The sequence below is a fragment of the Nocardia sp. NPDC051900 genome, from assembly GCF_044452545.1.
GTDB lineage: Bacteria > Actinomycetota > Actinomycetes > Mycobacteriales > Mycobacteriaceae > Nocardia > Nocardia sichangensis.
Window position 1 is genome coordinate 1 of the sequence record NZ_JBITBU010000040.1, and the last position, 21,725, is coordinate 21,725.

The 21,725-nt window shown below is 62.5% G+C and carries 14 protein-coding genes and 3 pseudogenes; 5 read left to right on the forward strand and 12 right to left on the reverse strand.

Annotation, left to right across the window (positions count from 1 at the left end; all coding sequences use genetic code 11):
- The 6 genes and pseudogenes from ACIA5H_RS36320 to ACIA5H_RS36345 all read right to left on the reverse strand — a co-directional run.
- The coding region (locus ACIA5H_RS36320) for a transposase family protein (RefSeq protein WP_397080756.1) at positions 1-426 on the reverse strand (426 nt) is incomplete at its 3' end.
- 190 nt (positions 427-616) lie between these two features.
- Positions 617-2,734 carry a hypothetical protein gene (locus tag ACIA5H_RS36325; RefSeq protein WP_397080736.1) on the reverse strand — a complete coding sequence of 706 codons (2,118 nt, stop codon included), beginning with the start codon at positions 2,732-2,734 and terminating at the stop codon, positions 617-619.
- Between the two features lie 158 nt (positions 2,735-2,892).
- A complete protein-coding gene (locus ACIA5H_RS36330) occupies positions 2,893-3,132 on the reverse strand; it encodes a hypothetical protein (protein ID WP_397080738.1) in 240 nt (79 codons plus the stop codon).
- A gap of 1,440 nt (positions 3,133-4,572) precedes the next feature.
- Complete coding sequence (locus tag ACIA5H_RS36335) at positions 4,573-4,800, reverse strand: hypothetical protein (protein WP_397080740.1); 228 nt, start codon at positions 4,798-4,800, stop codon at positions 4,573-4,575.
- A 1,425-nt stretch (positions 4,801-6,225) separates the two neighbouring features.
- On the reverse strand, positions 6,226-6,690 hold the full coding sequence (locus ACIA5H_RS36340; RefSeq protein ID WP_397080758.1) for a group II intron maturase-specific domain-containing protein: 465 nt from the start codon (positions 6,688-6,690) through the stop codon (positions 6,226-6,228).
- Positions 6,691-6,747: 57 nt separating this feature from the next.
- A pseudogene (locus ACIA5H_RS36345) lies at positions 6,748-7,764 on the reverse strand (reverse transcriptase domain-containing protein); the annotation flags it as partial.
- 1,473 nt (positions 7,765-9,237) lie between these two features.
- Here ACIA5H_RS36345 and ACIA5H_RS36350 point away from each other — a divergent pair.
- Together ACIA5H_RS36350 and ACIA5H_RS36355 are read left to right on the forward strand one after the other, a co-directional pair.
- Entirely contained in the window at positions 9,238-10,488 is a 1,251-nt protein-coding gene (locus ACIA5H_RS36350) for an FxsB family cyclophane-forming radical SAM/SPASM peptide maturase (RefSeq protein ID WP_397080742.1), read from the forward strand.
- Positions 10,481-11,716, forward strand: coding sequence for an MFS transporter (locus tag ACIA5H_RS36355; RefSeq protein ID WP_397080760.1), 1,236 nt, complete (start codon positions 10,481-10,483; stop codon positions 11,714-11,716). The genes ACIA5H_RS36350 and ACIA5H_RS36355 overlap by 8 nt, the downstream gene beginning before the upstream one ends.
- Positions 11,717-11,909: 193 nt before the next feature.
- On the opposite strand, the pseudogene ACIA5H_RS36360 reads toward ACIA5H_RS36355, so the two are convergent.
- Positions 11,910-12,228 (reverse strand): annotated as a pseudogene (locus ACIA5H_RS36360) (transposase family protein); the annotation flags it as partial.
- 66 nt (positions 12,229-12,294) lie between these two features.
- Positions 12,295-14,697 (reverse strand): LuxR C-terminal-related transcriptional regulator, encoded by a 2,403-nt coding sequence (locus tag ACIA5H_RS36365; protein ID WP_397080744.1) that lies wholly within the window; start codon positions 14,695-14,697, stop codon positions 12,295-12,297.
- A 365-nt stretch (positions 14,698-15,062) separates the two neighbouring features.
- Between ACIA5H_RS36365 and ACIA5H_RS36370 the strand changes: the two genes are divergently transcribed.
- Positions 15,063-16,085: an AraC family transcriptional regulator ligand-binding domain-containing protein gene (locus ACIA5H_RS36370; protein ID WP_397080746.1), complete on the forward strand. Its 1,023-nt coding sequence runs from the start codon at positions 15,063-15,065 to the stop codon at positions 16,083-16,085.
- Between the two features lie 421 nt (positions 16,086-16,506).
- Here ACIA5H_RS36370 and ACIA5H_RS36375 read toward each other — a convergent pair whose 3' ends face one another.
- The 4 genes and pseudogenes from ACIA5H_RS36375 to ACIA5H_RS36390 form a co-directional block, all read right to left on the reverse strand.
- Positions 16,507-17,208: a GNAT family N-acetyltransferase gene (locus ACIA5H_RS36375; protein WP_397080748.1), complete on the reverse strand. Its 702-nt coding sequence runs from the start codon at positions 17,206-17,208 to the stop codon at positions 16,507-16,509.
- Between the two features lie 278 nt (positions 17,209-17,486).
- Positions 17,487-17,899 (reverse strand): annotated as a pseudogene (locus ACIA5H_RS36380) (transposase); the annotation flags it as partial.
- Positions 17,900-18,159: 260 nt separating this feature from the next.
- Positions 18,160-18,843, reverse strand: a complete 684-nt coding sequence (locus tag ACIA5H_RS36385) for a DUF998 domain-containing protein (protein WP_397080750.1) — start codon at positions 18,841-18,843, stop codon at positions 18,160-18,162.
- A 55-nt stretch (positions 18,844-18,898) separates the two neighbouring features.
- Positions 18,899-20,104 (reverse strand): FAD-dependent monooxygenase, encoded by a 1,206-nt coding sequence (locus tag ACIA5H_RS36390; RefSeq protein WP_397080752.1) that lies wholly within the window; start codon positions 20,102-20,104, stop codon positions 18,899-18,901.
- A 145-nt stretch (positions 20,105-20,249) separates the two neighbouring features.
- Between ACIA5H_RS36390 and ACIA5H_RS36395 the strand changes: the two genes are divergently transcribed.
- Both ACIA5H_RS36395 and ACIA5H_RS36400 read left to right on the forward strand, forming a co-directional pair.
- On the forward strand, positions 20,250-20,867 hold the full coding sequence (locus tag ACIA5H_RS36395; RefSeq protein WP_364439582.1) for a PadR family transcriptional regulator: 618 nt from the start codon (positions 20,250-20,252) through the stop codon (positions 20,865-20,867).
- Positions 20,868-21,485: 618 nt separating this feature from the next.
- Complete coding sequence (locus ACIA5H_RS36400) at positions 21,486-21,629, forward strand: hypothetical protein (protein WP_397080754.1); 144 nt, start codon at positions 21,486-21,488, stop codon at positions 21,627-21,629.
- Positions 21,630-21,725 lie beyond the last annotated feature (96 nt).

A 21,725-nucleotide genomic window follows, 5' to 3' on the forward strand; every position in this document is an offset into this window, starting at 1 on the left:
AACTGTGGTGTGGCGGGACAACCGAGCCGGCAAGGCAGCCAGCAGCTGGACCGCGGCTCGTCCGGCCAGTTCCCTCACGACTGCCCGCACCTGACCGGTCAGCCGGGTGGTGCGCCGCTGGTACCGTTCGAGCAGGCCGGGAACCTGCTCACGAAAGGTCCCCCAGCAGTGCGGCGTCGGACAGACCAGCCGCCGAACCCGCACCCGCAGCACCACCAGGCGGCCATCGACCGGCAGATCGGCGACGGTCCGACGATGATAGCTGTGGAGCTTCGCCGACGCCGCGCCGCAGCGCGAGCACACCGCAGGGCCTGGCGCCGTCCTGGCCCGAACAACGACCCTCGAACCGTCATCGACAACGTCGTCGAGCACCAGAGCTGACAAACCCGAGAACGATAGTCCAACAGCTATATTCACCACGCTCACCAAGGCATCGTGCCGTCAGACCATCACGCTGAGCCACCGGAAGTGAGCCAGAGCCGAAATTGAGACAGAGCCGTTGTATTTACAGTCCCTAATGGGCGACCAGGATGGAGTAGGAAAGTTCTGTCAAGCATAGGTGATCGGTTCTTTCACTTCACCGATCGGCGAATAGGGTGGGTCTGCCCACGCTCGCCTACGAAGACCAGGGTACGGGCCCACGATTCGGATCGAAGCCGTTGAAGTCGGCCAGTTGCCGGTTCGACCGCTGCAAGACCTGAAGCAGAATCGGGTTGTGTTGATTGTGGTAGTAGTTCGTGGCCGCGTCTTGGTGCCGGAGCGCTAGTTGCCGTCCGATGTGTTGGCGAGTATCGCGCCCGGCGTTGCGCCACTCGTCTGGAGTGATGGTTCTGAGCTGGCTTTCATGGTCTGGACGGTCCAAAATGTTCATGATCCGCTGCACGAACTGGTGATCTACTGCGTTCGGGTTCATGGGCGCGGTGGAGTGCCGCACGAAACTGTCCGCGGCGACCACGGCTTGCGCCGCGAAGGCCGGCAGCGCGGCGGCGTCTTGGTGGTTCTCCACCGCGTACCCTGCGGCGAGCGCTTTCTGTAAGGGCGCGAAGCCGTTGGGGTCGTAGTTCTTCATGGTGGCCTTCTGCACGGCCAGCGCACGCTGGGCATCGATCACCTGCTGATCGCTCGCACCCGTCGCCAGCAGAATCGGAGCGATCATCGAGTCCGGGACCTTGCTGTCGCCCAGACCGTCCAGAACATTTTGGACACCGAGCGCGGAGTTGATTCCGCCATCTATTCCGTTCAACCGCCCGGTAACCTTGACTCGCCAGTTCCGGCGGCCAGCATCGTTGTACTCCTGCGATTGCCGCGCCATCGGGGAGGCTGCGATGTTGTTGAGATCCATCCGCTTCTTCCTGCGCGACAGCGGGTTCAACGGGCCCACCGTCGCCCCGAGAAGCCACGCGGTCGCAGGCGAGGCATTGATCGTATTCAGCATGCTCATCCCGGATATCAGCCCGGCGTGCAGCGAATCGCCAGCGCGAGCATTACCCATGCCTAGTGCCGATCCACCGCCACCTGCACCGCCGGAGCGTGCTCCAGACCCCTGCACGGCGAGCGCGAACCGGTTGGCGATCCAGTCGTTGCCCCTGCCCAGGCTGCGGCTGAGACGCTTGAGCTGGGCGGTGGCGACGATCTCGACGGTGCCCGCGATGACTATCACCGCCATGGTCTGCCCTTTCGCCTGCGCGAACAGATTGCCCATGAACAGCACATAAATGCCGAGGAAGATGGTGTACGCGGTCATCCTGGCGGCCGCGACAAAGCCGTCGACGAGATTGCGGATTAGGAAGGTCTGCGTCGGTCCGTAGACGAATCCGCCTGCGGCGAAGCCGAATATCGACATGAACCCGTGATAGATCGTATCCAGTGCGGCCTTGATGACCCTGATCCCGAGCATCACTGCGAACGCCAATAGGGTGCCGCCGCAGATCAACAACATCAGTCCGGTGCCGGCCTGCCCCATGCTCGGGTTCTGCGCTTTGGCGTAGGCGGCGTAATCACCGCAGCGTTGCATGCCCATACGAACGCGATCGTCATCGCCTTCGGCCATCCCTGCGGACCAGGCGGCTCGGCAGGCCGGTTGCTCGTCGACCACATGTCCGAAATTCCACACCTGCACCGGGCGGCGGGCGAAGTTGTCCGCCAGAGCCTCCTGCATGGTCGTCACCATTTGATTCGGATTCGGATTTGTGTCGCCGTTCAATCCGGCTGCGACCGAAATTCCCAAATCCCGCCCCTTGGCGAGCAATCCGTTAGAAGACAGCACATCGCCGAGCGGTTCGGCCAGGAACGCTGGGCCCAGGATCGCCACCCCGAGCATCGTCACGATCTGTAGCACCGCCTTGGCGTGATATCCACGCAGCAAGAACCAGGCAACACAGAACGCGCCTATGGTAGCCGCGGTGGTCAGCAGCATGGGCGTCGCGATCTGAACGGTCAGCCGGTCCGCAACCCCAGTCAGCGCCGAGCCGAACATATTCAGCCATTCAAAGCTCAATGCATTGCCGATCAACCAGATCGCGGTGGTTACGATCGCGATGTAACCGATGAATTCGAAACCGAGGACGGACCAGAGAATGGTGGAGCTCGGGTTCAGCACACCGCCATGGTCGGTCGCGAACGCATAGCTCGCCAGCGGCACGCCGTAGGAGTCTCGGATATGCATCCAGCTGATCCCGTCGATTTCGGAGACACCGCTGCCTGTCGTCGCGGCCTGGTACTGGGCACTGGCCACCGCACCGAGGAGTCCGGGAAGGACGAACAGCGCGAGGATTACGATCAGTAGTCGGCCGACGGGCCGCCGCCAACGGCTGGTACAGAACCGACGCGACAACATGACGGGACGCCGACAGTCGTCCCGCGGATCCTCCTCGGATCTCCACCTCGGCCGGATCATGAGAGCGGCGGGGACGATGAAATGGACTCGCGCTCGCTGGTTCTCGCGGTCGATAGGTGGTCGATATTCTGGAACACCCTCGGCGCGAGGTCGGCGATTTCGGAGGGGTTGTCGCGAAGCTGGGGTGTCACATTCGTGAGTTCGGTCAAGGTGCCTGCGAGCTGGTCCCGGTACTGCCCGAGTGCCCCGGAGGTGTTGGCGAGGAAGGTGGTCAGCTGCGTATGGTCGAGTGTCACCTGTAAGCCGGAGATTGTTCGGGGAGCAGTGCGAAGATCTGAGTCATCCAGTCGCTGAAATCGCGGATAGCCCGGTCGTTCGCGGAGAGGATGGCGGTGGTGAGTTCGCTGAGCCGGAGGATGACTTTTCATACCGCGTCCTTGTCCTCGCCGCCGACCTTCAGCGCGGCCGACAGCGCTCCGAGGGTGCCGCGGATCTTCGCGCCGTTGTTTTCGAGCATGGGCTAGAGCACCCACCCCGACATCGGGCCGAGCCTCGCGGCGCCTCCCTGCGGTTTCCACGCTGCAGCGAACTGATCGATAGTCTTGATCGCAGTGTCGGACTCGACCCAGGTGATGGTCCGTGCCATAGCGTCTTTCGGTATATTCACGCGCGGCTCGATCGACAGGCGCATCTCGATGAGTGTGCCTGTCGGCGTGACCTTCTGGACTTTCCCGACTTCGAGTCCGAGGACATGAGCGGGGAGTTGCCTTCGTAGATGCCGGTGATGATGTCGGAATCCGCAGCGATTTGCGCGGTATCGCCCAACGCGTCGTTCGCCGCATTTGGTGCCAGCCAGCAGTTGTCCACAGTGAGTGCCGCCGCGTTGATCGCGAGTGTCTTGACCAGCCTGAACATGGTCACTGAACTGGACTGTCCTCCGCAGCAGCAACCCGGCGGATCCCGCGCATATTTCGGCATACTGGCAGCACCCGGTCCGGGGCATAATAATTCCACCTCGAATACTGGTCGATTATCGGAGGGTCGTGGCGGAAGTTGGTCCGCCGAGCCGGGTGGTGTCTATATCCGGAACGGCACTACCGCAAGGTTCGATAATGGCATCACGGCGCCTAGATATCCACCATTGGCAAAAGTGCCTAGTTTCTATACTACAGCAGACCTTTGCTAAAATTGCTGTGCCAGAAATCGGCTACTGGTAATAACCATTCCGCAGCAGGGGAGCTCTCGCTGCGCTGCTCAACGGAGCAGTGCACGAAGCCGCCCCGCCTCCTTGCTCACCGATCTATTCGCCAGAAATTGGCAGCGGACGTTTGACTGGCATCCAGGCTCGCAAACTTCATGATGGGCAGCCGACATTGAAATAGTTTCTCGGAGCTCCACATAGATTTAGTCTACGCGAACAAGTCGATGGCGCTCATCCGTGGAGATGAACAGCATACGTACGTAGTTTAGCGTCGCATTCCAAGCTTGTAAATATGTGTGACAAGCAGGAGTTTGAGTCCGTATATCTCCGCTATGAGTACGTTCGTTCTCGCACTCATCCGCACTCCGTGATGTAATCGGTGTGTTAGTCGCGCCTTTTGGGCTGTGTAACTGGTGGCGTGGGCGGCAGGTCGACCATCGTTGGATGGAGGTGAGGCGGACCGGTAGGTAATAAGGTGTGCCAGAAGGCACGGAGTTCGCCGGGGATGAGCGGGATGAGTTCGCTGCCAACACTTTCAGGGCGATGGCTGCGGTGACGCGAGGTAGGTGTGGACGAGCGCGGCCAGGGTGATGTGCCGGTACCAGGCGTCGTAGCGGCGGACCTGAAAAGCGGCGTTCGACCGCATCTTCAGCCAACCGGTCACCAGTCCCCGAGCGGGAAACATGGAAAGCTGAGCGAGCAGATGGTTGTGATCCGGCGGTAGTACTCGATCACGGTCGTTCGCCCCGACCGGGGAGGGCATACCCCAAGGCGGGTCGTCAGTCCTTCTGCTTAACGTCGCCCTGCACGGGATGGAAGCAGCAGGGGGAGTTCGCTACCGCAGCTCGGGACTCATGCCGCCGAGTCGGTGGAGGGTTCTCCCGCGCTGGTCAGATATGCCGACGACTCTGTCGCTCTGTGTCATTCGCGAACAGGACGAACAGGTCAAAGCGCGGCTCGCTCCCTGGGTGGAGCCGAGAGGGCTGGTGTTCAAGGAGGACAAGACGCGAATCGTGCACGTCGATATCGGCTTCGATTTCCTCGGATTCAATGTCCGCCGTTATGGCGGCATGCTGTTGACCGAGCCGAGTTATGCTGCTATGAAACGGATTCGGGGAACAGCTACGCACCGAGACGAAGGCTCTGCACGGGCCGGACGTCAGTGCAGTGCCGGACAAGATCGACCCGAGCGTACGGGGGTGGTCGGATTTATTACCGGACGGTGGTGTCCAGCACGGCATTCGTCGCGCTGGACGACTACATGTGGCAGCTCACCTACAAGTGCGCCAAAGCACGGCCATCAGAATAAGTCGAGGTACTGGGCCGTTAACTGGTACTTCGGCCGGTTCCACCAGTCCAGGCAGGACCGGTGGGTTTTCGGCGACCGGGATACCGGCGCTCACCTGCGCCAGTTCGCCTGGACGACGAACGTCTGACACCGAATAGTCACGGGCGCATCGCCTCCGGACGACCCGGCCCTGACCGAGTACTGGTCCGAACGGCGACGCAAAGCGACACCACCGCTACTCGACGCGTTCAGCCTGCGGATTCTCAAGCTGCAGGACGGGCGCTGCCCGCTCTGTGGGAGCTTGCTGCTCACCAGCACCCGCTTGTCCTTGACCCGCCGATGCACCCGGTCCATCAGGACCGCATGGTCGATCGGCTGCGCAGCGAGGTCGTCGAACCGGCGGCCGGGATCGGCCGCCGGTTCGACGGTGAAGCTTGGCCTGCATTCCCGATACCCGCCGGCGCGGCCCCACAGGGCCGCCCGGCGCGGCGTCACCGTTCGGTGGCGCATCTTCGGCATTCCAGTCTCCGCCCCTTCTCGAAAACCGATGTTACCCCTCGCCATGTGACCGGCTCTGTCGGGTAGCCCCGGCACATTACTGCGCCGAGGCCCCCTCAGAACCGGACATGCGCCTCGTCGACGCATCACGGCTCAAGCAAGCCCAGATGGCTTGCGGGCTTGCAGAATTACCGGACCTCCAGCCCGGTCGGCAGACCGCCGACGACGGCAGGAGGCGTGGACGAAACGGATGGCCGTGCCCGACGTTCCGTCTCCGCGAGCGATGGTGAGGCTGTGCCTCACCATCGCGGTGCGGGTCACCTTCGCCCAGCGTTCCCACTCGTGCGGGTTCTGGGGTTGATGGTCGGCGCGCAGCAGGAGGTTCCCGCAGAGCGGGCAGCGTCAGGCCTGTAGTTTGAGCATCCGCAGGGTGAACGCGCCCAGTAGCGGTGGCGCCCCTTTGCGTCGCCGTTCGGACCAGTACTCGGTCAAGGACGGATCGTCCGGAGACGATGTGCCCGCGACCATCTGGTGTCGGACGATCTTCGTCCAGGCGAACTTGGGCAGATGAGCGCCGGTGTCCCGGTCACCGAAGACCCACCGGTCCTGCCTGGACTGGTTGAACCGGCCGAAATACCGGGTGACGATCCAGTGCTTCGACTTGTTCTGATGGCCGTGCTTGGCCCACTTGTAGGTGAGCTTCCACATGTAGTCATCCAGCGCGGTGAATGCCCTGCTGGACACCACTGTTCGGTAATAGGCCGACCAGCCCCGCACGATCGGGTCGATCTTGTGCAGCACCGCACTGACGTTGGCCCCGCGCAGAGCCCTCATCTCGGTGCGCAGCCGTTCCCGAAGCCGTTTCATAGCAGCAGAACTCGGCTTGATCAGCAGCTTGCCGTCGTAACGGCGGACATTGAACCCCAGGAAATCGAAACCGGTGTCTTCGACGTGGACGATGCGCGTCTTGTCCTCGTTGAACACCAGCCCCCGGGGCTCCAGCCAGGCGGCGAGCCGCGCTTTGACCTGCTCGGCCTGTCCACGCGAATGACACAGGGCCACAAGGTCGTCGGCATATCTGACCAGCGCCGGGGAGCCTTCCACCGACTCGGCGGCGTGCGTGCCGAGCTTGCGGCAACGGACTCCCGCTGCTGCTTCCATCCCGTGCAGGGCCACGTTCAGCAGCAAAGGACTCACGACCCCGCCTTGGGGCGTGCCCTCCTCGGTCGAGGCGAACCGACCACGATCGAGTACCCCCGCCTTCAACCAGCCTGCGATCAATCCCCGGGCGGGGAACGTGGCCAGTTGAGCGAGCAGATGGCTGTGATCGATGCGGTCGAACGCCGCTTTCAGGTCCGCATCCAACACCCACACGCGTTGCGGATTCTTACCTTTCAACGTGAGGTAGATGGCCGAGATTGCGTCCTAACAACCACGACCCGGCCGGAAACCATACGACTTCGGCTCGAACCGTGCCTCCCACTCGGGCTCCAGCGCGTTGACCACCCGCGCCTGAAGCACCCGGTCAGCGATCACCGGGATGCTGAGCGGGCGCTGCTTCCCGCCTGCCTTCGGGATGAACACCCGCTTGACCGCCCGAGGAGTCCACGACGACGAGCAGTACTGCGCCCAGTCGGACAGTCCGGCCTTGTCCTGTGCCAACAGCACCACCCGACCATCCACCCCGGGCGTCTTGCGACCCGCATTGATCTCTGTCACCCGCCGCACGCTCAGCAGCGTGTTCGCCCGGGATCGGAGCATCAACTTCTGCAGATTGCGGACCTTCTTGAGGTCGCCTGCCCGCGTCGCCGTGAAGATCCTCTGCCTCAAACGCCGTACTTCGCCCTCGACGGCTCGCCAGTCGATCGACTGCCAATCGAGAAAGTCGTCCTCAGGTCCGTTCACCATGATGTCCTCGACCGCCGCGGCTGTCTCTGCCATGGTGTCCAACTTGTCCTTCGGTTCCGGTGTCGTTGTCGTCGTCTCTTCACAGGCTCACCTGGGCCACGTCAGCACCCTTTCGGGTCCGGGCATCGCCCGTATCCGGCCGGTTATACGAGACCCTCGGCGGAGGAGCCGAGCACGATGTCTCGTTTTCCCGCTGCCTTTCGGCCGCCGGCATTGGCTTCTTGGGCCATCCTGCGCCCGCTGGAGAATCGGGCCTTCCTCACGGTCGGCTTGCCGACGACGTAAACGTCGCCGGACTCCAACGGGGTTGTCACGTTCCACACGAGTGAGATACGGCCGGGTCGGGTGCCCCCTATACCCCGAGGACGGCGGTGTTCTCCCGACCGGCTTGGAGTCTTCCGGTCGGCGCCTGCGCTTTCCAGCGACCAGTCCTTGCCCCCGCTGCAGCAACCCATCTGCGGGGTTTCCGATGACGAGGCATCATCAGGGGTTCACGGTTGTTCACCCTGTCGGCCTTCCCCGTGACTTGTGGCTCCCGGATGGAACGGGAGCCCTCGAGCCTTCCGACCTGAGCTTCACACCCCGCCGTTACCAGCGACGCATGTCAGGCGCGGGGACAGATCCACGAACACTGATCCGTAACTACACCTTCGGCATCCGCCGACCTCCTTCAGTGAAGCTCACTCAACTCGTGCGACCTCGTGTCGCACCCCGGCCTCGGACTACTACGGCGGCTCCGCCCCGCCTGGCCCGTTCGACCGTCGGTACGTCTATCCCTGTATCACTCTCACCTCCATGCGAATCACAGCGCCTCACAACGCACCGAAAATGAGCCATAGCGGACCGTTCACGCTGCACCAACTCCGACATTCCAAGCTCACCCACGCCGCCGAGGACGGGGCCGTCGACACCGATGCTGATGCGCATGAGCGGGCACACCTCGGTCCGGTCCCTCGGCAAGTACCCACGCCCCTCGGCGGAAGCGCTGATCTGGTGGCAGTCCCAAACCGACCCCGCGGCGCGGAGGCGGCGCTGAGCGGTTGTGGCCTGGGGTCCCCACGCGGTCAGCGGGGCGCCGTTAAGGGCGGGCTCTGGGCTTCCCATATTTGGAGAATTGGAAATTGTGTTGTGGCGAAATATCCTTCAGAGGCCGGGTGGACGACATGTCACGGCATCAGGTTATCCCCCGTTCGATTCGTAGAATAGTCGGCCAGGGTCCGCCTGAGGCTGCGTTTCTAATGCTGAAATGCGGGGGTTGTATCAGGAGGTATCACCATGGGAAATCTTCCCCAGCTCGCCATGACCAACTCGGAGCAGCTGCCAGAGGGGGTGAGTCCCGCGCTGCGTGCCGCGCTCGAGCGTCGCCTGAATCGGAGTGATCGAGGCCGCTCGTTCAACTCCTTCATAGGTTCCGGTAAGTAACCGGTTGCGATAAGCGTCGACTACTCGGTGGGCTCGGTGAGCTGAGTCCACCGGGATAGTTCACACTGCCCAAGAGAGTGAGAAATGGGATCAGTTTCGCTATCGTTGAGTCCTTTTCGGGAGCGAGCTCCGTGGCCTGCGATTGGGTTAGATGTTGCCGAATTACGTCGCGGCGGTTGGAAACCGCTGCCATTCACGGAGTTCATCATCAAGATCCATAGCCGGTGCAACTTGGCGTGTGACTACTGTTATATCTACGAAATGGCAGACCAGAGTTGGCGCGAGCAGCCGAAAACAATGTCTCGACAAGTTTTCGACGACACATGCCGAATGATCGGTGAACATGCTCGCATCTTCAGGTTGCCCGCTGTCGATATCGTATTACACGGCGGTGAACCGTTACTTGTCGGACATCGGGACCTGGGGCATTTCGCCCGACGAGCGCGAGAGCTGATCGAGCCGTCCACTGAGGTGCGAGTTGGAATGCAAACCAACGGTGTTCTGCTCGATGAAGAATTCCTTCGCATTTGTGATAGATGGGGCATCCAGATTGGAGTCAGTATTGACGGTGACGAAGAGGCGAACGATCGACACCGCCGCGATCGGCGAGGTTCGGGAAGCTACTCCCGGGTCGCCGAGGGATTGGCGAAGCTGACTACCGACGATTGGCGTCACCTATTCTCCGGACTACTGTGCACGATCGATACTCACAACGACCCGGTACAGACCTATGAGGCGCTCGCGAAGTTCGATCCGCCAGCCGTTGACTTCCTAATGCCACATGGCAATTGGGTGACACCGCCGCCCGCGTCAGGTATCTACGACAACACCACACCCTACGCCGACTGGCTGATCAAAATATTCGACCGATGGTACAGAGCGCCGGTACTGGAAACTAAAGTACGTCTCTTCGAAGACATCATCGACCTCCTGCTCGGCGGTGTCGCGGTATCGGAGACTGTAGGACTGGCACCGATTCGACTCGCCGTGATCGAGACGAACGGCATCCTGGAGCAGGTCGACGAATTGAAGTCGACATTTGCGAGAGCGACCGAACTCCATACAAAAGGCGAGGGCAACCCGCTCGATCTGGCTCTATCGGAGCCGTCGATCGTCGCTCGCCAGATCGGTGCTGCCGCGTTGAGCGACACCTGCCTTTCTTGCCCGGTGCAGCCCGTGTGCGGTGGTGGACACTACGTCCACCGCTATCGCGAGGACACCGGATTCCGTAACCCGTCGGTGTACTGCGCCGATCTGAAAAAGTTGATCGAGCACATCGAATCGGCCGTCCGTGCGGATCTCAGGTTTTCCGACACTACGGGGCGTGATGAATAGCTCTGGGCTGCACACCAACCGGAACTTCATCCTGCTGTGGTCCGGTAGCGCGACGTCGCTGGTGGGATTCCACGGTGTCCGGATCGCCTACCCGCTGCTAGTTCTCGCCGATACCGGCTCGCCGATGGCGGCAGGGTGGATCGGGTTAGCCCTGAACCTGCCCGGGCTGATCTTTCAACTGCCCGCCGGAGCGGTCGCGGACAGTTCCCACCACATACACACGCTGATCCGATGCCAGTACATCGGTTTGGCCGCGACCGGCGTCGCGGCCATCTCGGCCGCGGCGCACCTGCCCCGTCTGTGGCTGATACTGCTTGCCACCGCGTTCATCGAGGGCAGCGTCTATGTCTTCGGCGGTCTGTGCGAACTCGGCGCGATCCGCGATGTGGTGTCAACCGGCCAGCGCCCCACCGCGTTCTCCTTCCTCGAAGCCGAACAACCGATCGCAATCCTGATCGGGCGAGCCACCGGTGCAGCGGTCTACGGTGTGACCCGCTGGCTACCGTTCCTCGCCAACGCCGCCTCGTACCTGTGCTGCTTAGTCACACTGAGAGTAATCCGCTCGAACGTGCCCGCACCCGAACCAGTCTGCGCTGAGACAGGCGGCCGCGCCAATATCCTCGACGGTATACGCGTTGTGTGGACCCAACCGTTCCTGCGAACATCGACATTGATCAGCGGGTTGTCGAACATCGTCATCCAGGTCGTGCTGCTGTTGATCCTGGTAGAACTACACAGCAACCGATACCCCGCATGGACTACCGGGCTGGTACTCGGCGCGGCAGGGATCGGTGGAATTCTCGGTGCGGCGGCCGCATCGTGGCTCACCGCACGCATTTCTCCTCGACGCCTCTACCGGGCATCGCTGTGGGCATGGACCGTCCTGCTTGTCCCGATGGCGCTGAGTACCAACCCTTCTGTGTTGGCAGCATGTTGGTGCGGAATCGGTGGGGTAGGCGTACTTACCAATGTGGCGTTGACGATCTACCGGGTCGAGGCGATACCCGAACACACGCTCTTGCGCGCTGTCGCGGCGATGGCACTTGTGTGTGAGGGCGCGGTCGCACTCGGCGCACTGACCGCAGGCTACCTGCTCACCGCAGCCGGGATCACACCCACACGATGGACGGTGCTCGGCGCGATGTGCACACTCGCCGCCTACGCCAGCACTCACACCGCAACAGCCAGCAAAGACGATCGTCGGTGTCGGCCAAGGGCCTCACACTGAGGTTTTCCCGCTTCCTTGGAGGTGATGATGTTCCCCCGGTTTCGGGGACTGTAAATACAACGGTCGGGTGGTCCGGGGTATCTCAACCCCGGGCTCCCACAGATCCGTGGTGACAGTCTCCCGTCATACGGCTCTTGTTGGCCTGGTCATCCGGCGACCGGTTTCACCCAGGCCCAGTGCGCGAAGTACCGCGGCGCGTGGTGCGCCGCTGGTAGCGCTCCAGTACCCCGGGCACCTGCTCACGAAAGGTGTTGCGACAGCCTATGGTTGGGCACACCAGCCGCCGCACCTGCACTCGCACGCGCACGACCGTCGAGCGGCAGGTCGACGACGGTGCGCTGATGGTAGCTGTGCACCTTGCCCGAAACAGCACCGCAGCCCGGGCAGGCCGCCGGGCCATCGGGGGTCCGGGCGCGTATCCCGATCCAGGAGCCCTCGTCGCTCACCTCCTCCACCAACAGTGGTGGCAACTCCGAAAAAATCAGGCTTACAGACACATTCACATCACCCACGGCACTTCGTGCCTCACACCAGCAATCACCACCGAAATTGAGACAGAGCCGCGATTCACGGCTTTATCAGTGCTGTAGATGGCGGAGGCGGGTGGGTCGTTCTCGGGCTTCGAGTTGGATGCGTTTAATGAGTTCTTGTGGGACCAGGGTGATGATGTCGTACCGCGTGGTGAGTGTGAGTTTGCGGAGGATGATGGAGACTTGTGTGTCGACGGTGCGGATGGAGCTGCCGCGGCGTGCGGCGATTGCGCTGTTGGCCCAGCCGGCGGCGACGAGTACGGCGATCTCGCGTTCGGCGGGTGAGAGGTCTTGCCAGCGCGAGGTCGCCGCGCGCCGGTCGGTGGTGGTGGCGTGGAGCAGGTCGTCGGCGGATCGGGTGCCCAGCATCAATGCGTGCAGGTCCGGCGATTCCACGCTCAGTTGCGCGCCGAGTTCCATTGCGGCGGCGAACCCATCCGCCCCGATTATTGATGTGACGAGTTCGGTGACGCGTTTGGTCTGCGCGGCGACGGTGGCTATGTTTTCGACGGTGATACCCATCGATCGGCACGATTCGGCCACGGCGCCGTGCAGGAGCGCGATTTCTGCGGCGGCGGTCTCCCAGTCGTCGCGGTGGGCGTCTTCTCGGGCGATGCGGTCGGCGAGGACGCGGGCGAGTGCTGCGACACCGAAGCGGAATATCCAGCTGGTCGTCCACGGATCGATGCCCGCTCTATACCGCTTCAGCACGGTGCGACCGACCTTCAATGCTTCATGCGGATCACCATGCAACAGCAGCGCGAGCATCCACGCCAACCGCGCCCAGGGATTCACCCAATCAGCGTTCTCTGATTCCGATTCCAAGACCCGATCAAGGTGCCGCCGAGCGACTTCCAGCGCGTGCTGTCCATCACCGGTGAGAGAACACGCCAGCGACTCGAACATGTCACTACGCCGCTGGCCCGCGAGGTCACCGGCCTCAGCGAATTTCTTTCGCGCACGAGCCAATACAGACGGCGCGTGGGGATCCGAACCGCGCAGCATGAGTTCGACACCCCAGAAGAATTCCAATTCCGCCGGCAGGCCGATGTCAGACCCTGGAGTATCACGCCAACCACGGGCCAGTCGCGAATCCGGCACACAGGCAGCCACACACTCATCCAACAACTTTGCCGCGTAGTCGTATTGCCCGTGCCACAACGCGAAGTGGCCGACATCCGCGAGCGCCGCGACCCGCAACCGCGTCGGTATCACCTCGATACCGCCAGCAGCTTCCACAGCGCGTTCGATCAACGCAGGCATCGCACGACCCGCATGGGAAATCACGAACGGAGCCCGCAACGAGATGAACGCACTCGCGGTCTCGACACCGATAACAGCTTCAGCAGGTGTGGTGAGGCCGGATTCGATACCGAGAAGAATATTGTCCCAAGCACCACGCGCCCACTCCAGCCAGTCACGCTGCCCAGGCCCCGACCAAATCGCTCGCCCAGACACGACCCTGTCCCGATAATACCGCCGCAGCCGCGCCAGCAACTCCGCCTCGCTCGGCCCCCCACCACGCAGCCGCAGCTGGCCGGAGACGAACACACGCACACTTTCGAGCAGAAAATACCGCACCGTGGCGGACGCGATATTCACCGACACCAGCGACCGCTCCACCAACCTCTCCAGCAAGGACTCGATCTCCTCCGCCGGCAGGCACTCATCCGCACACACCGCCACGATGGCATCCGGTTCGGCGCCGCCGCTTCGCGTCACATCGTTATGCACCTCGAAACCCGCCGCGAACACCGACATACGGTCGAGCAACAACTGCTCAGCGCCCGAACACAAATCATAGGACCAGGCAATCACATCACGAACACCACCATGACGCTCTTCAACTCCCATCTTAGCCCCGTGCGACCACTGCATACGCCTGTCATCGGAATCACCACTCAACTCCCGGCGCACCACCCCCAACGGGCGATGCCGCAACCGCGCCGCAGCCAACCGGATAAACAACGGATTATTGTCGCTATGCCGACAAATCTCCTCGGTCACAGCCAACTGCTCAGGATCATCCGAAACCGGCCGACCGATGATCTTCGCCCGCCGCCGAAACAACTCCACGGCATTGGACACCGTCAACGGCCGAACAGTCAGAATATGCTCATCGACCCACCCCACCGGTTCCCGGCTCGTCGCGATAACCGTCAGCCCAGGTACCGCCTGCAGCAAACCCACGATAAGAGGCCCCACCGCATCCAGTACATGCTCGCAATTATCCATCACCAGCACCGCCCCACGCCCCCGCGGCCGATCATCACCAGCCAACACCCCCTCCACGCACTTCCGCACCGACCGACCCGAAACATCCACCACCCCGGTCGACCGCATCACCTCCTCAGCGATCACATCGACATGCGCGCCACGCACCAAGCGAGCCAACCCAACCCAATAGACCGGATTCGGACGACGCCCGTGCCGGCGCAACGCCTCGACCACCAACCTCGTCTTACCAATACCACCAGGCCCAACAAGCGTGACCAACCTCGCCGTCTCACACCGCAACCAATCATCAATCTGCCGCAACTCCACATGCCGCCCCACAAACTCACTGGTCAAAGCAGGCGCACCCGCACCACCCAGCTCCACAGCAGAACCAACACCCAAATGATCCCAAGCACACGAAGGCGCCCCACCTTCGGCGTGAACCGACCACATACGAGCGGGCTCGGAACAATCTGTTTTGGAGGTCATACATCCTTCTTTCGCCGTCGCAGACCTAAATGAATTCAAGCCAGCGCTGGCAAGGGCCAGGAGGGCCATTCCGGCTAGAATGGGGGCGAAACCGGACAGGGATGGGTGATGTGGCAAACCGTGCCGATATGCGATTGCATGAGGCGGTCATACCGCCCCTCGTGCTGACCGGGGTTGTGGAGATCGGACAGCGTGAAGGGCTGCCCACTGTGTCTTGGTTCGCGGGTACGGGCCTCGATCCCAATCTGTTGGTGACCTCCCCGGAGTTGAAGGTGTCGTACCAGCAAGCCGCGACGATCCTGCGCCGGGCCGTGCGTGCGATGCCGGATAGGCCATTGGGCATGCAGGTTGGGATGCGCGACGTACTATTGACGTTCGGCATGCTGGGTATGGCGATGCGCTCGTGCGTCACTACCGCCGACGCGATGGCGGTTGGACTGGAACTGCACCAAGCCTCTGGCAGTCTGGTCGATCTCGAAGCTGAACTGTTCGATCATGAAGTCGCGCTCCGTCTGCGCGAGCGCGCGCCCGAGCCACGTCTGATCGCGTTCCTCTGTGAAGAGGTCCTGTGCAGCACAGTCGTCTTCCTACGCACCATGCTGGGCGCGGGCTGGTCGCCCACGAGGATTGAACTCTCCTATACCGCACCGAAGTACGCGCACGACTATCGCAGGTTCTTCCACTGCCCGGTCTGGTTCGGCGCCGACGCCAATCGGTTGGTCTTTCCCGTCGCCGACCTGGATCGGCCGTTCCCCACCCCCAACGATCCCATTCGTGCCGTCGCGATCGACGCGTGCCGCCGACTGCTGGACATCGACAGCACTCGCCCTGACGTCGTCATGGCCGTGGAATCGCTGCTCGATCACAATCTGCGGCATCCCATGACCATGGCCGAAATCGCTCAGCGCCTGCACATCACTGAACGCACGTTGCGCAGGCAACTCGCCAGTGCTGGAGAACGATTCCACAGTTTGCGCGACCGTGTGCGCGCGCGGCGAGCGACGTATCTGCTGCATGAGTCGACGCTGACGATCGAGGCGATCGCCCGGGAGGTAGGTTTCGGCGACGCCCGAGGGTTCCGCCGAGCCTATATCCGCTGGACCGGGCACCCACCACGTAAAGAAAGAGACTAGAACCCGGCATTGCAGTTGATTCCTCGGGTTCACCTCGAGCAAAAGTGATAATTGATCCGACACCCAGTGGCCCGCAGACCGCCTGTAAAAGCTCCACTAGAAATAAAAACACCGCGAGCAATCGAGCCGGCGCGCTCCGGCCCGCGATAATAGGGCGTGACAAATCTTTTCATATGGTGGGTCGATTACCGGGCCTCGTGACGCGGGCGAATATCGGGCTCCCGTCGCCCGATGCTCAGGAAATTGACGCGCAATTCTCTAGGTGCGAGTGACGCCCCGAGCAGTTCGCACTCGCCCTTGTGCTGCCGAGGAAGTCGGCATGTAAAGCACGTTCGGGCCCGGAACACATGGCCTCCGGTGATCGAGGTGTCAGGAGATGTTGTCGAAACTTGTGGGTGAGGAGTTGGCAGATTTGCGTGCGTTACTGACCGGCCGCTTCTGAGGTGCGTTTGACCGAGATCAGGGGTGCGTGAATCCCGGCTTCTCGTAGTGGGAGTGGCGTTTCTCCCAGCTCGCCAAATGTTTTGAATCCGTACCGCTGATAGTGCTTGACCGCTGTGGTGCCGGCGACGACTTGGGCGTAGACATCGACGTCTCCCAGCCGGTTGAGCGCCGCGTGAATCAGGTCTCGACCGACTCCGGCGCCATGCCAATTCGGGTGTACGTACCAAGCATTCACCTCTCCGGCGCCATCGCCGCGTGTGGAGACCCAGATGAATCCTGCGACCGTATTGTCGGAGGTACGTGCCACCAACAGTCCCGGCTCGCCCGAGGTGGCCAGTCGGGACCAGTCCGCGATCTTCCGCGGTCCCAGATCGCCCAGCAGGAAGTCATCGAGGTGCTCTGCCGCCCCAGGGAGATCACGGTAAGCGACTCTTGATGCCAGCACATGCGCACGGGCGATGCCGGGGCCGTCGTTTGTGTGCACGGGGCCGACGGTTGCGAGCCCGGTTTCGTCCAGGCTCGTGTTCAAATATTTTGTTGGCAGTCGATCGGGGATATTGGCGATCGCGGGCCGAGAAGGTGCACCGGCAGAGAGCGTCGGCCGTGCTGCTCCGGGCTCTGCTGTGTTGGTGATCATCTCCGCGGCCCGGATATCGGCCTCGTTGTTGGTCTTTGCCACCTGTTCGGCTGCTGCGCTGAGACCCTTGATGGATTTCGCGTCAACCCTCGCTCTCCTAGTCAACATATCGGTCAGAGCCGTTTGGATTTGTCTGAGTAGCTGGATGGCTCTGTTTTCCAATGACCAACTCGATTTCGTTGATACGGCCCGATTTCGCTGTGGGAAGTGCTGGTGAGGCGACTACGGTTCGTTTGCCTCGGCCGACCGAGATGTGACGGTGTCCGTCCTTCCCAGGATTGCTCAGCAAGCGTGATGAAGGTCTCAAGGGCGGCACCAGGCAGCAGGTGGGCCCACGATTCGTGCGATTTCGCGGAACCCGTCGCTGCTGGCGATGAGTTCCTTGCGGCCGTCCGCACGCACGCCGGTCATCACCAGCGGGCACAGTTTCTCCTGTTCCGGGCGGACCTTCAGGTGGATACCGTCCACCCACGAATACATGTAGTTTACGTTCGAAAAGTCCCGGACAGCAGAGCCTTTCGTCTCGTCCCGCCATTGCGAGGTGAGCCGGTTGATTGCCGAGGCCGACAGGCCCGATCCGGTGGCCAGGAACTGCTGCAGTGCCGGTGCGAAGTCGCCGGTGGACAGCCCGTGCAGATACGGCAGCGGCAGCACCTCGCTGATCTACGGTGAACACCGGCACCAAGCCGGGCAGGATCGCCGAGGAGAACCGTTTGCGCTCACCGGTATCCGAGGGATTGTTCGACGATCCAGCGTCCGGCGGTCACCTTGTCGCAGGTGCTGCGGCGGGGGTGTAACCGGTGATACGTCGTTGCCGCAGTTGGGTGTAGATGCTGGGGTAGTCGTGGCCCTTGTCCGCGATCGGGGTGTTGACCGTGTCGCTGCTGCGGTCACCGAAGGCTCTTATCGCCCTGTTGGGTAGCGCATTGTCCACCTGTTATCGCGGGCGGTTCCGCATACGGTAGCGGCGATCAGGGGTGGCAGCGGCGGCGGTCATGGCCGTGGACGTTGAGTAGCCGCGTGTATGCCGAGCACGGCGAAACTGAGTAATACTTCAGTTGCCAGAACTCGCTCGATCAGCCCGGCGATACCGTGTTCGGCGCCGTCGGCGGTCGGTGTGAAGGTGGCGAAGAAGGCGACTATGAGTAGCAGTGTCAGTGGCCCTGCGAGTTGGAGCCAGGCCCCGATCGCGCGCCACTGTGGGTGGTGACGTAGGTAACTGCCTGCGAGTGGGAAGCCGATGACCGGCACCCCCGCCGCGAGGAGAAATCCGAGGGTGTGAGGAATAACGAATCGCAGGGTGAAGACGCCGTCGATGATCATGCCAACCCCCGCAGCGGAGAGTAGGGCGATCGACCAGGCTCGTTTGCTAGATGTGCGATCGGGAATGGCGCGGAAAACGCCGAGCACGCCGATGATCAGCAACGTGCCCGAAAGGACGAATGCGGTATTCATCCAGGGGGCTGTAGTGCCGATACCCAACCCGCTGACGGGTTGGCTGACCGGAGAGTAGTGAGTGTAAGTGTGGTCGAACAGGGTGTATCCCGTGCTCAGGAATCCCAGCACGATCCAGGCCACAGTGAACAGAATCGGGCCGGCGACGGCTGCCAATGGCAGTATCCGCTGTCGGGGCGCGGTTGCAGTCGGGTCGGTCGACGGCTGGGGCAGTGTGGACATGTCTCGCTCTCCAACTTCGAGGTTCCGGATCGGCGCTAGGTCGGTGTGTTCGGTCTCAGCGGGCAGCTTGTCGGTCGTCCCAGTGGATGTGGTGGTGATAGATGTCGCCGAAGGCTTTGCTGCGGACCGTCATTCGCAGGAGGTGCGGCATCATCGCGTCCCGGATCGCGGCGGCGACGGGGCCGGCGGCCTTGCTGCTGTTGACGCGAGCGGCCCATCGGACGATCGCCTGCACGCGGGGTTTGCGCTCGGCCTCGAATCGGGCGAGCGCCGCCGGAACGTTGTGGTTGTCGCGCAAGCATTGGGCAAGCACGACGGCGTCCTCGATTGACAGTGAGGCGCCTTGCCCCGAGGTGGGAGACGGGGCGTGGGCCGCATCGCCGATGACCACGATTCGCCCGCGGTGCCAATGCCGTAGCTTCGGCACAGTGTGGATTGCCGTCAGTGCGCCGATCTCGGGACTGGCTTCGATCAGCGACAACGCCGGTCCGCGATCGTCGGCGAACAGTTCGTTCAGCCGTGCGCGGCGCTCGTGTTCGGTCTCGGCGGCCACCGTGCGCCGATCGAGTTCGCGACGGTGCGGCACATTGGCGAACCACCAGGTGACACCGTCGAGGGCCGTGGCGTATCCGAAGAACCCGCGGCGACCGAAGATCATCTCGTAACTGCCGTCGGTGACAGTGATTCCGGCGTGTTGCGCGTATCCGCCTGTGGTGAGCAGGCCCGAGTACACCGGGTTCGGCGCGGCGGGATCGATGATTCCCCGCACCGTCGAATGCACCCCGTCGGCACCGATCAGCACGTCCGCAATCGCTTCGGTGCCATCGGCGAACCGTGCCCGTACCTCGGTGCCGATCTGCTCCGTCTGGACCAGTCGCTTGCCGTATTCGATCCGGATGCCGCGGGCTGCCGCTTCCCGATTCAAGCCCACGTACAGGTCGGCCCTCCGCAGCGTGCGGGAGACGGTGCCGTCGCGCAGCGGGAGCCCTGTGCTGCTGTAGCCGAGGAGTTTGCCTGCGCTGTTGCGCAACGCGATACCGGGGGTGGGGAAGCCCAGATCCATGGCGACGTGTGCGGCATCAAGAGTCCGCAATGCGTCGATGCCGTTGCTGCCCAACGTCAGGAACGCTCCAATCCCTTCCGCGCTGTCGCGGTGCGCCTCGTAAACCACCGCCTCGATGCCCGCCTTCTGCAATGCAATCGCGGTTGCTGCACCAGCGATACCGCCACCGGCCACGATGGCCGTCCGTGCGCCTGTCATCGAACTCCCCGTCTATTAGTTCATCCCAACTAGCCAATACAAACCAGTTGATATCGACTAATACTAGACGACTGTGGGTAGTCGATGTCAACTACTGTGGTCCCCAATATGGAGAGGCACGCTTCGGTCGGAAGGAGACAGGTTCATGGCGCATCGGCGGAAGGTGTCCAACCCGCTGGGACTGGTGGTCATGGCGTGGTTGCTGAACGGACCCGCGCACCCGTACGAGCTGGCTCGGCGGCTCGAAGAAACTCGAGCCGACCGGCACGTCAAATACACCCGCGGGTCCCTGTACATGGTCATCGACCAGTTGACCCGCGCGGAATTCATCGCTGAACAGGGCACCGTCCGTGACAGCCGATGGCCGGAGCGGACCGTCTACGCGCTTACTGAGGCCGGCCGCGCGGAATACCTCGACTGGATGCGTATGCTGCTGGCGCACCCGCAGAACGAGTACCCCCGATTCGGGGTTGCCCTGTCGCTGCTGGCCGGCCTGCCACCCGCCGAGGCAGCCGACCTGCTGACCACCCGGCAAGACGCCCTGGCCGCCACCCTCGCGGAACTGCGTGCCGAGGGCACGACCGCTCGAGCCAACGGGCTGCCCTGGATATTCCTGATCGAGGACGACTACCAGATAGCGATCCTCGAGGCCGAACACGCCTTCGTCGGCAGGCTCATCCAGTCCTTGTCGGACCCCGACTACCAGGCACTGTGGAAGCAATCGCGGGACGACTCCGCCATCGACAGTACGAACCGGCAATGAGCGCGGAACCGGTTCCTCGTCGAATACCAGCTGAACCCGATGGCCCTGCTCCGATTGTCCAACGGCGCAGGCCCGACCCAGGTTGCCACGACGGCCGCCCGCCAGATCTCTTCTCTGCCGGGCCGGGTGGCAAGGCAGCGCCGACGAGCAGCACCGGCGCACAAGCCGACGACAGGGAGTAGAAGTTTGTCCACCAGCGACCGAAGGCATGCTTCTGCTTGCGCCGCACTATGTCAGACAGAACGCTCGCAGCACCCGATGACATGCGGCAAAGAGCAGACCGTTGCTGAGCAGCAACAGCCGCTGGGTACCGTCTTCGGCGACTCGATGCACACAGCAATGACCGGGGCTGGTCAGGAAAAGGTTTGCCGACATTCGACATCGGCGCGGCGCCCGACGCAGACCGACGGCAGGTCGTGGTTGTTCACCGTAGTTCGTAGAGTTCGTAGTCCAGTCGGCTGCGGTCTGCCTTGAAGATGCTTTTGCCGGCAGCTTGTATGTCGTTGAGCCAGTCGTAGCGAGGGTCGGCGGTGTCGGACGAAGCAACGATCGCGGTCGAGGGCTGTTGAGGGATGAGGCGTATCGGCCGAAGTAGCGGATGATTAGCAGCGCGCCGTCGTGGGTTTCGATGCTGAGACGGACATCGGACAAACCAAGTTTCTGGCGGACATGGTGAACCGGTCCGCGCTGCTGGTGCCGATCAGTCGGCCGGAGAGCCGACCGGTCAGCTGGGTGGCGGCGATCTCGGCGATCGAGGCTTAGATGTTGCGGGTCATGAGGTTGTTGACGCCCGCAACAGGGGTGAGCTGAAGGGGACGGGCCTTCCGGCGGCAGGATGGAAAACGCCAATCCTCCGCC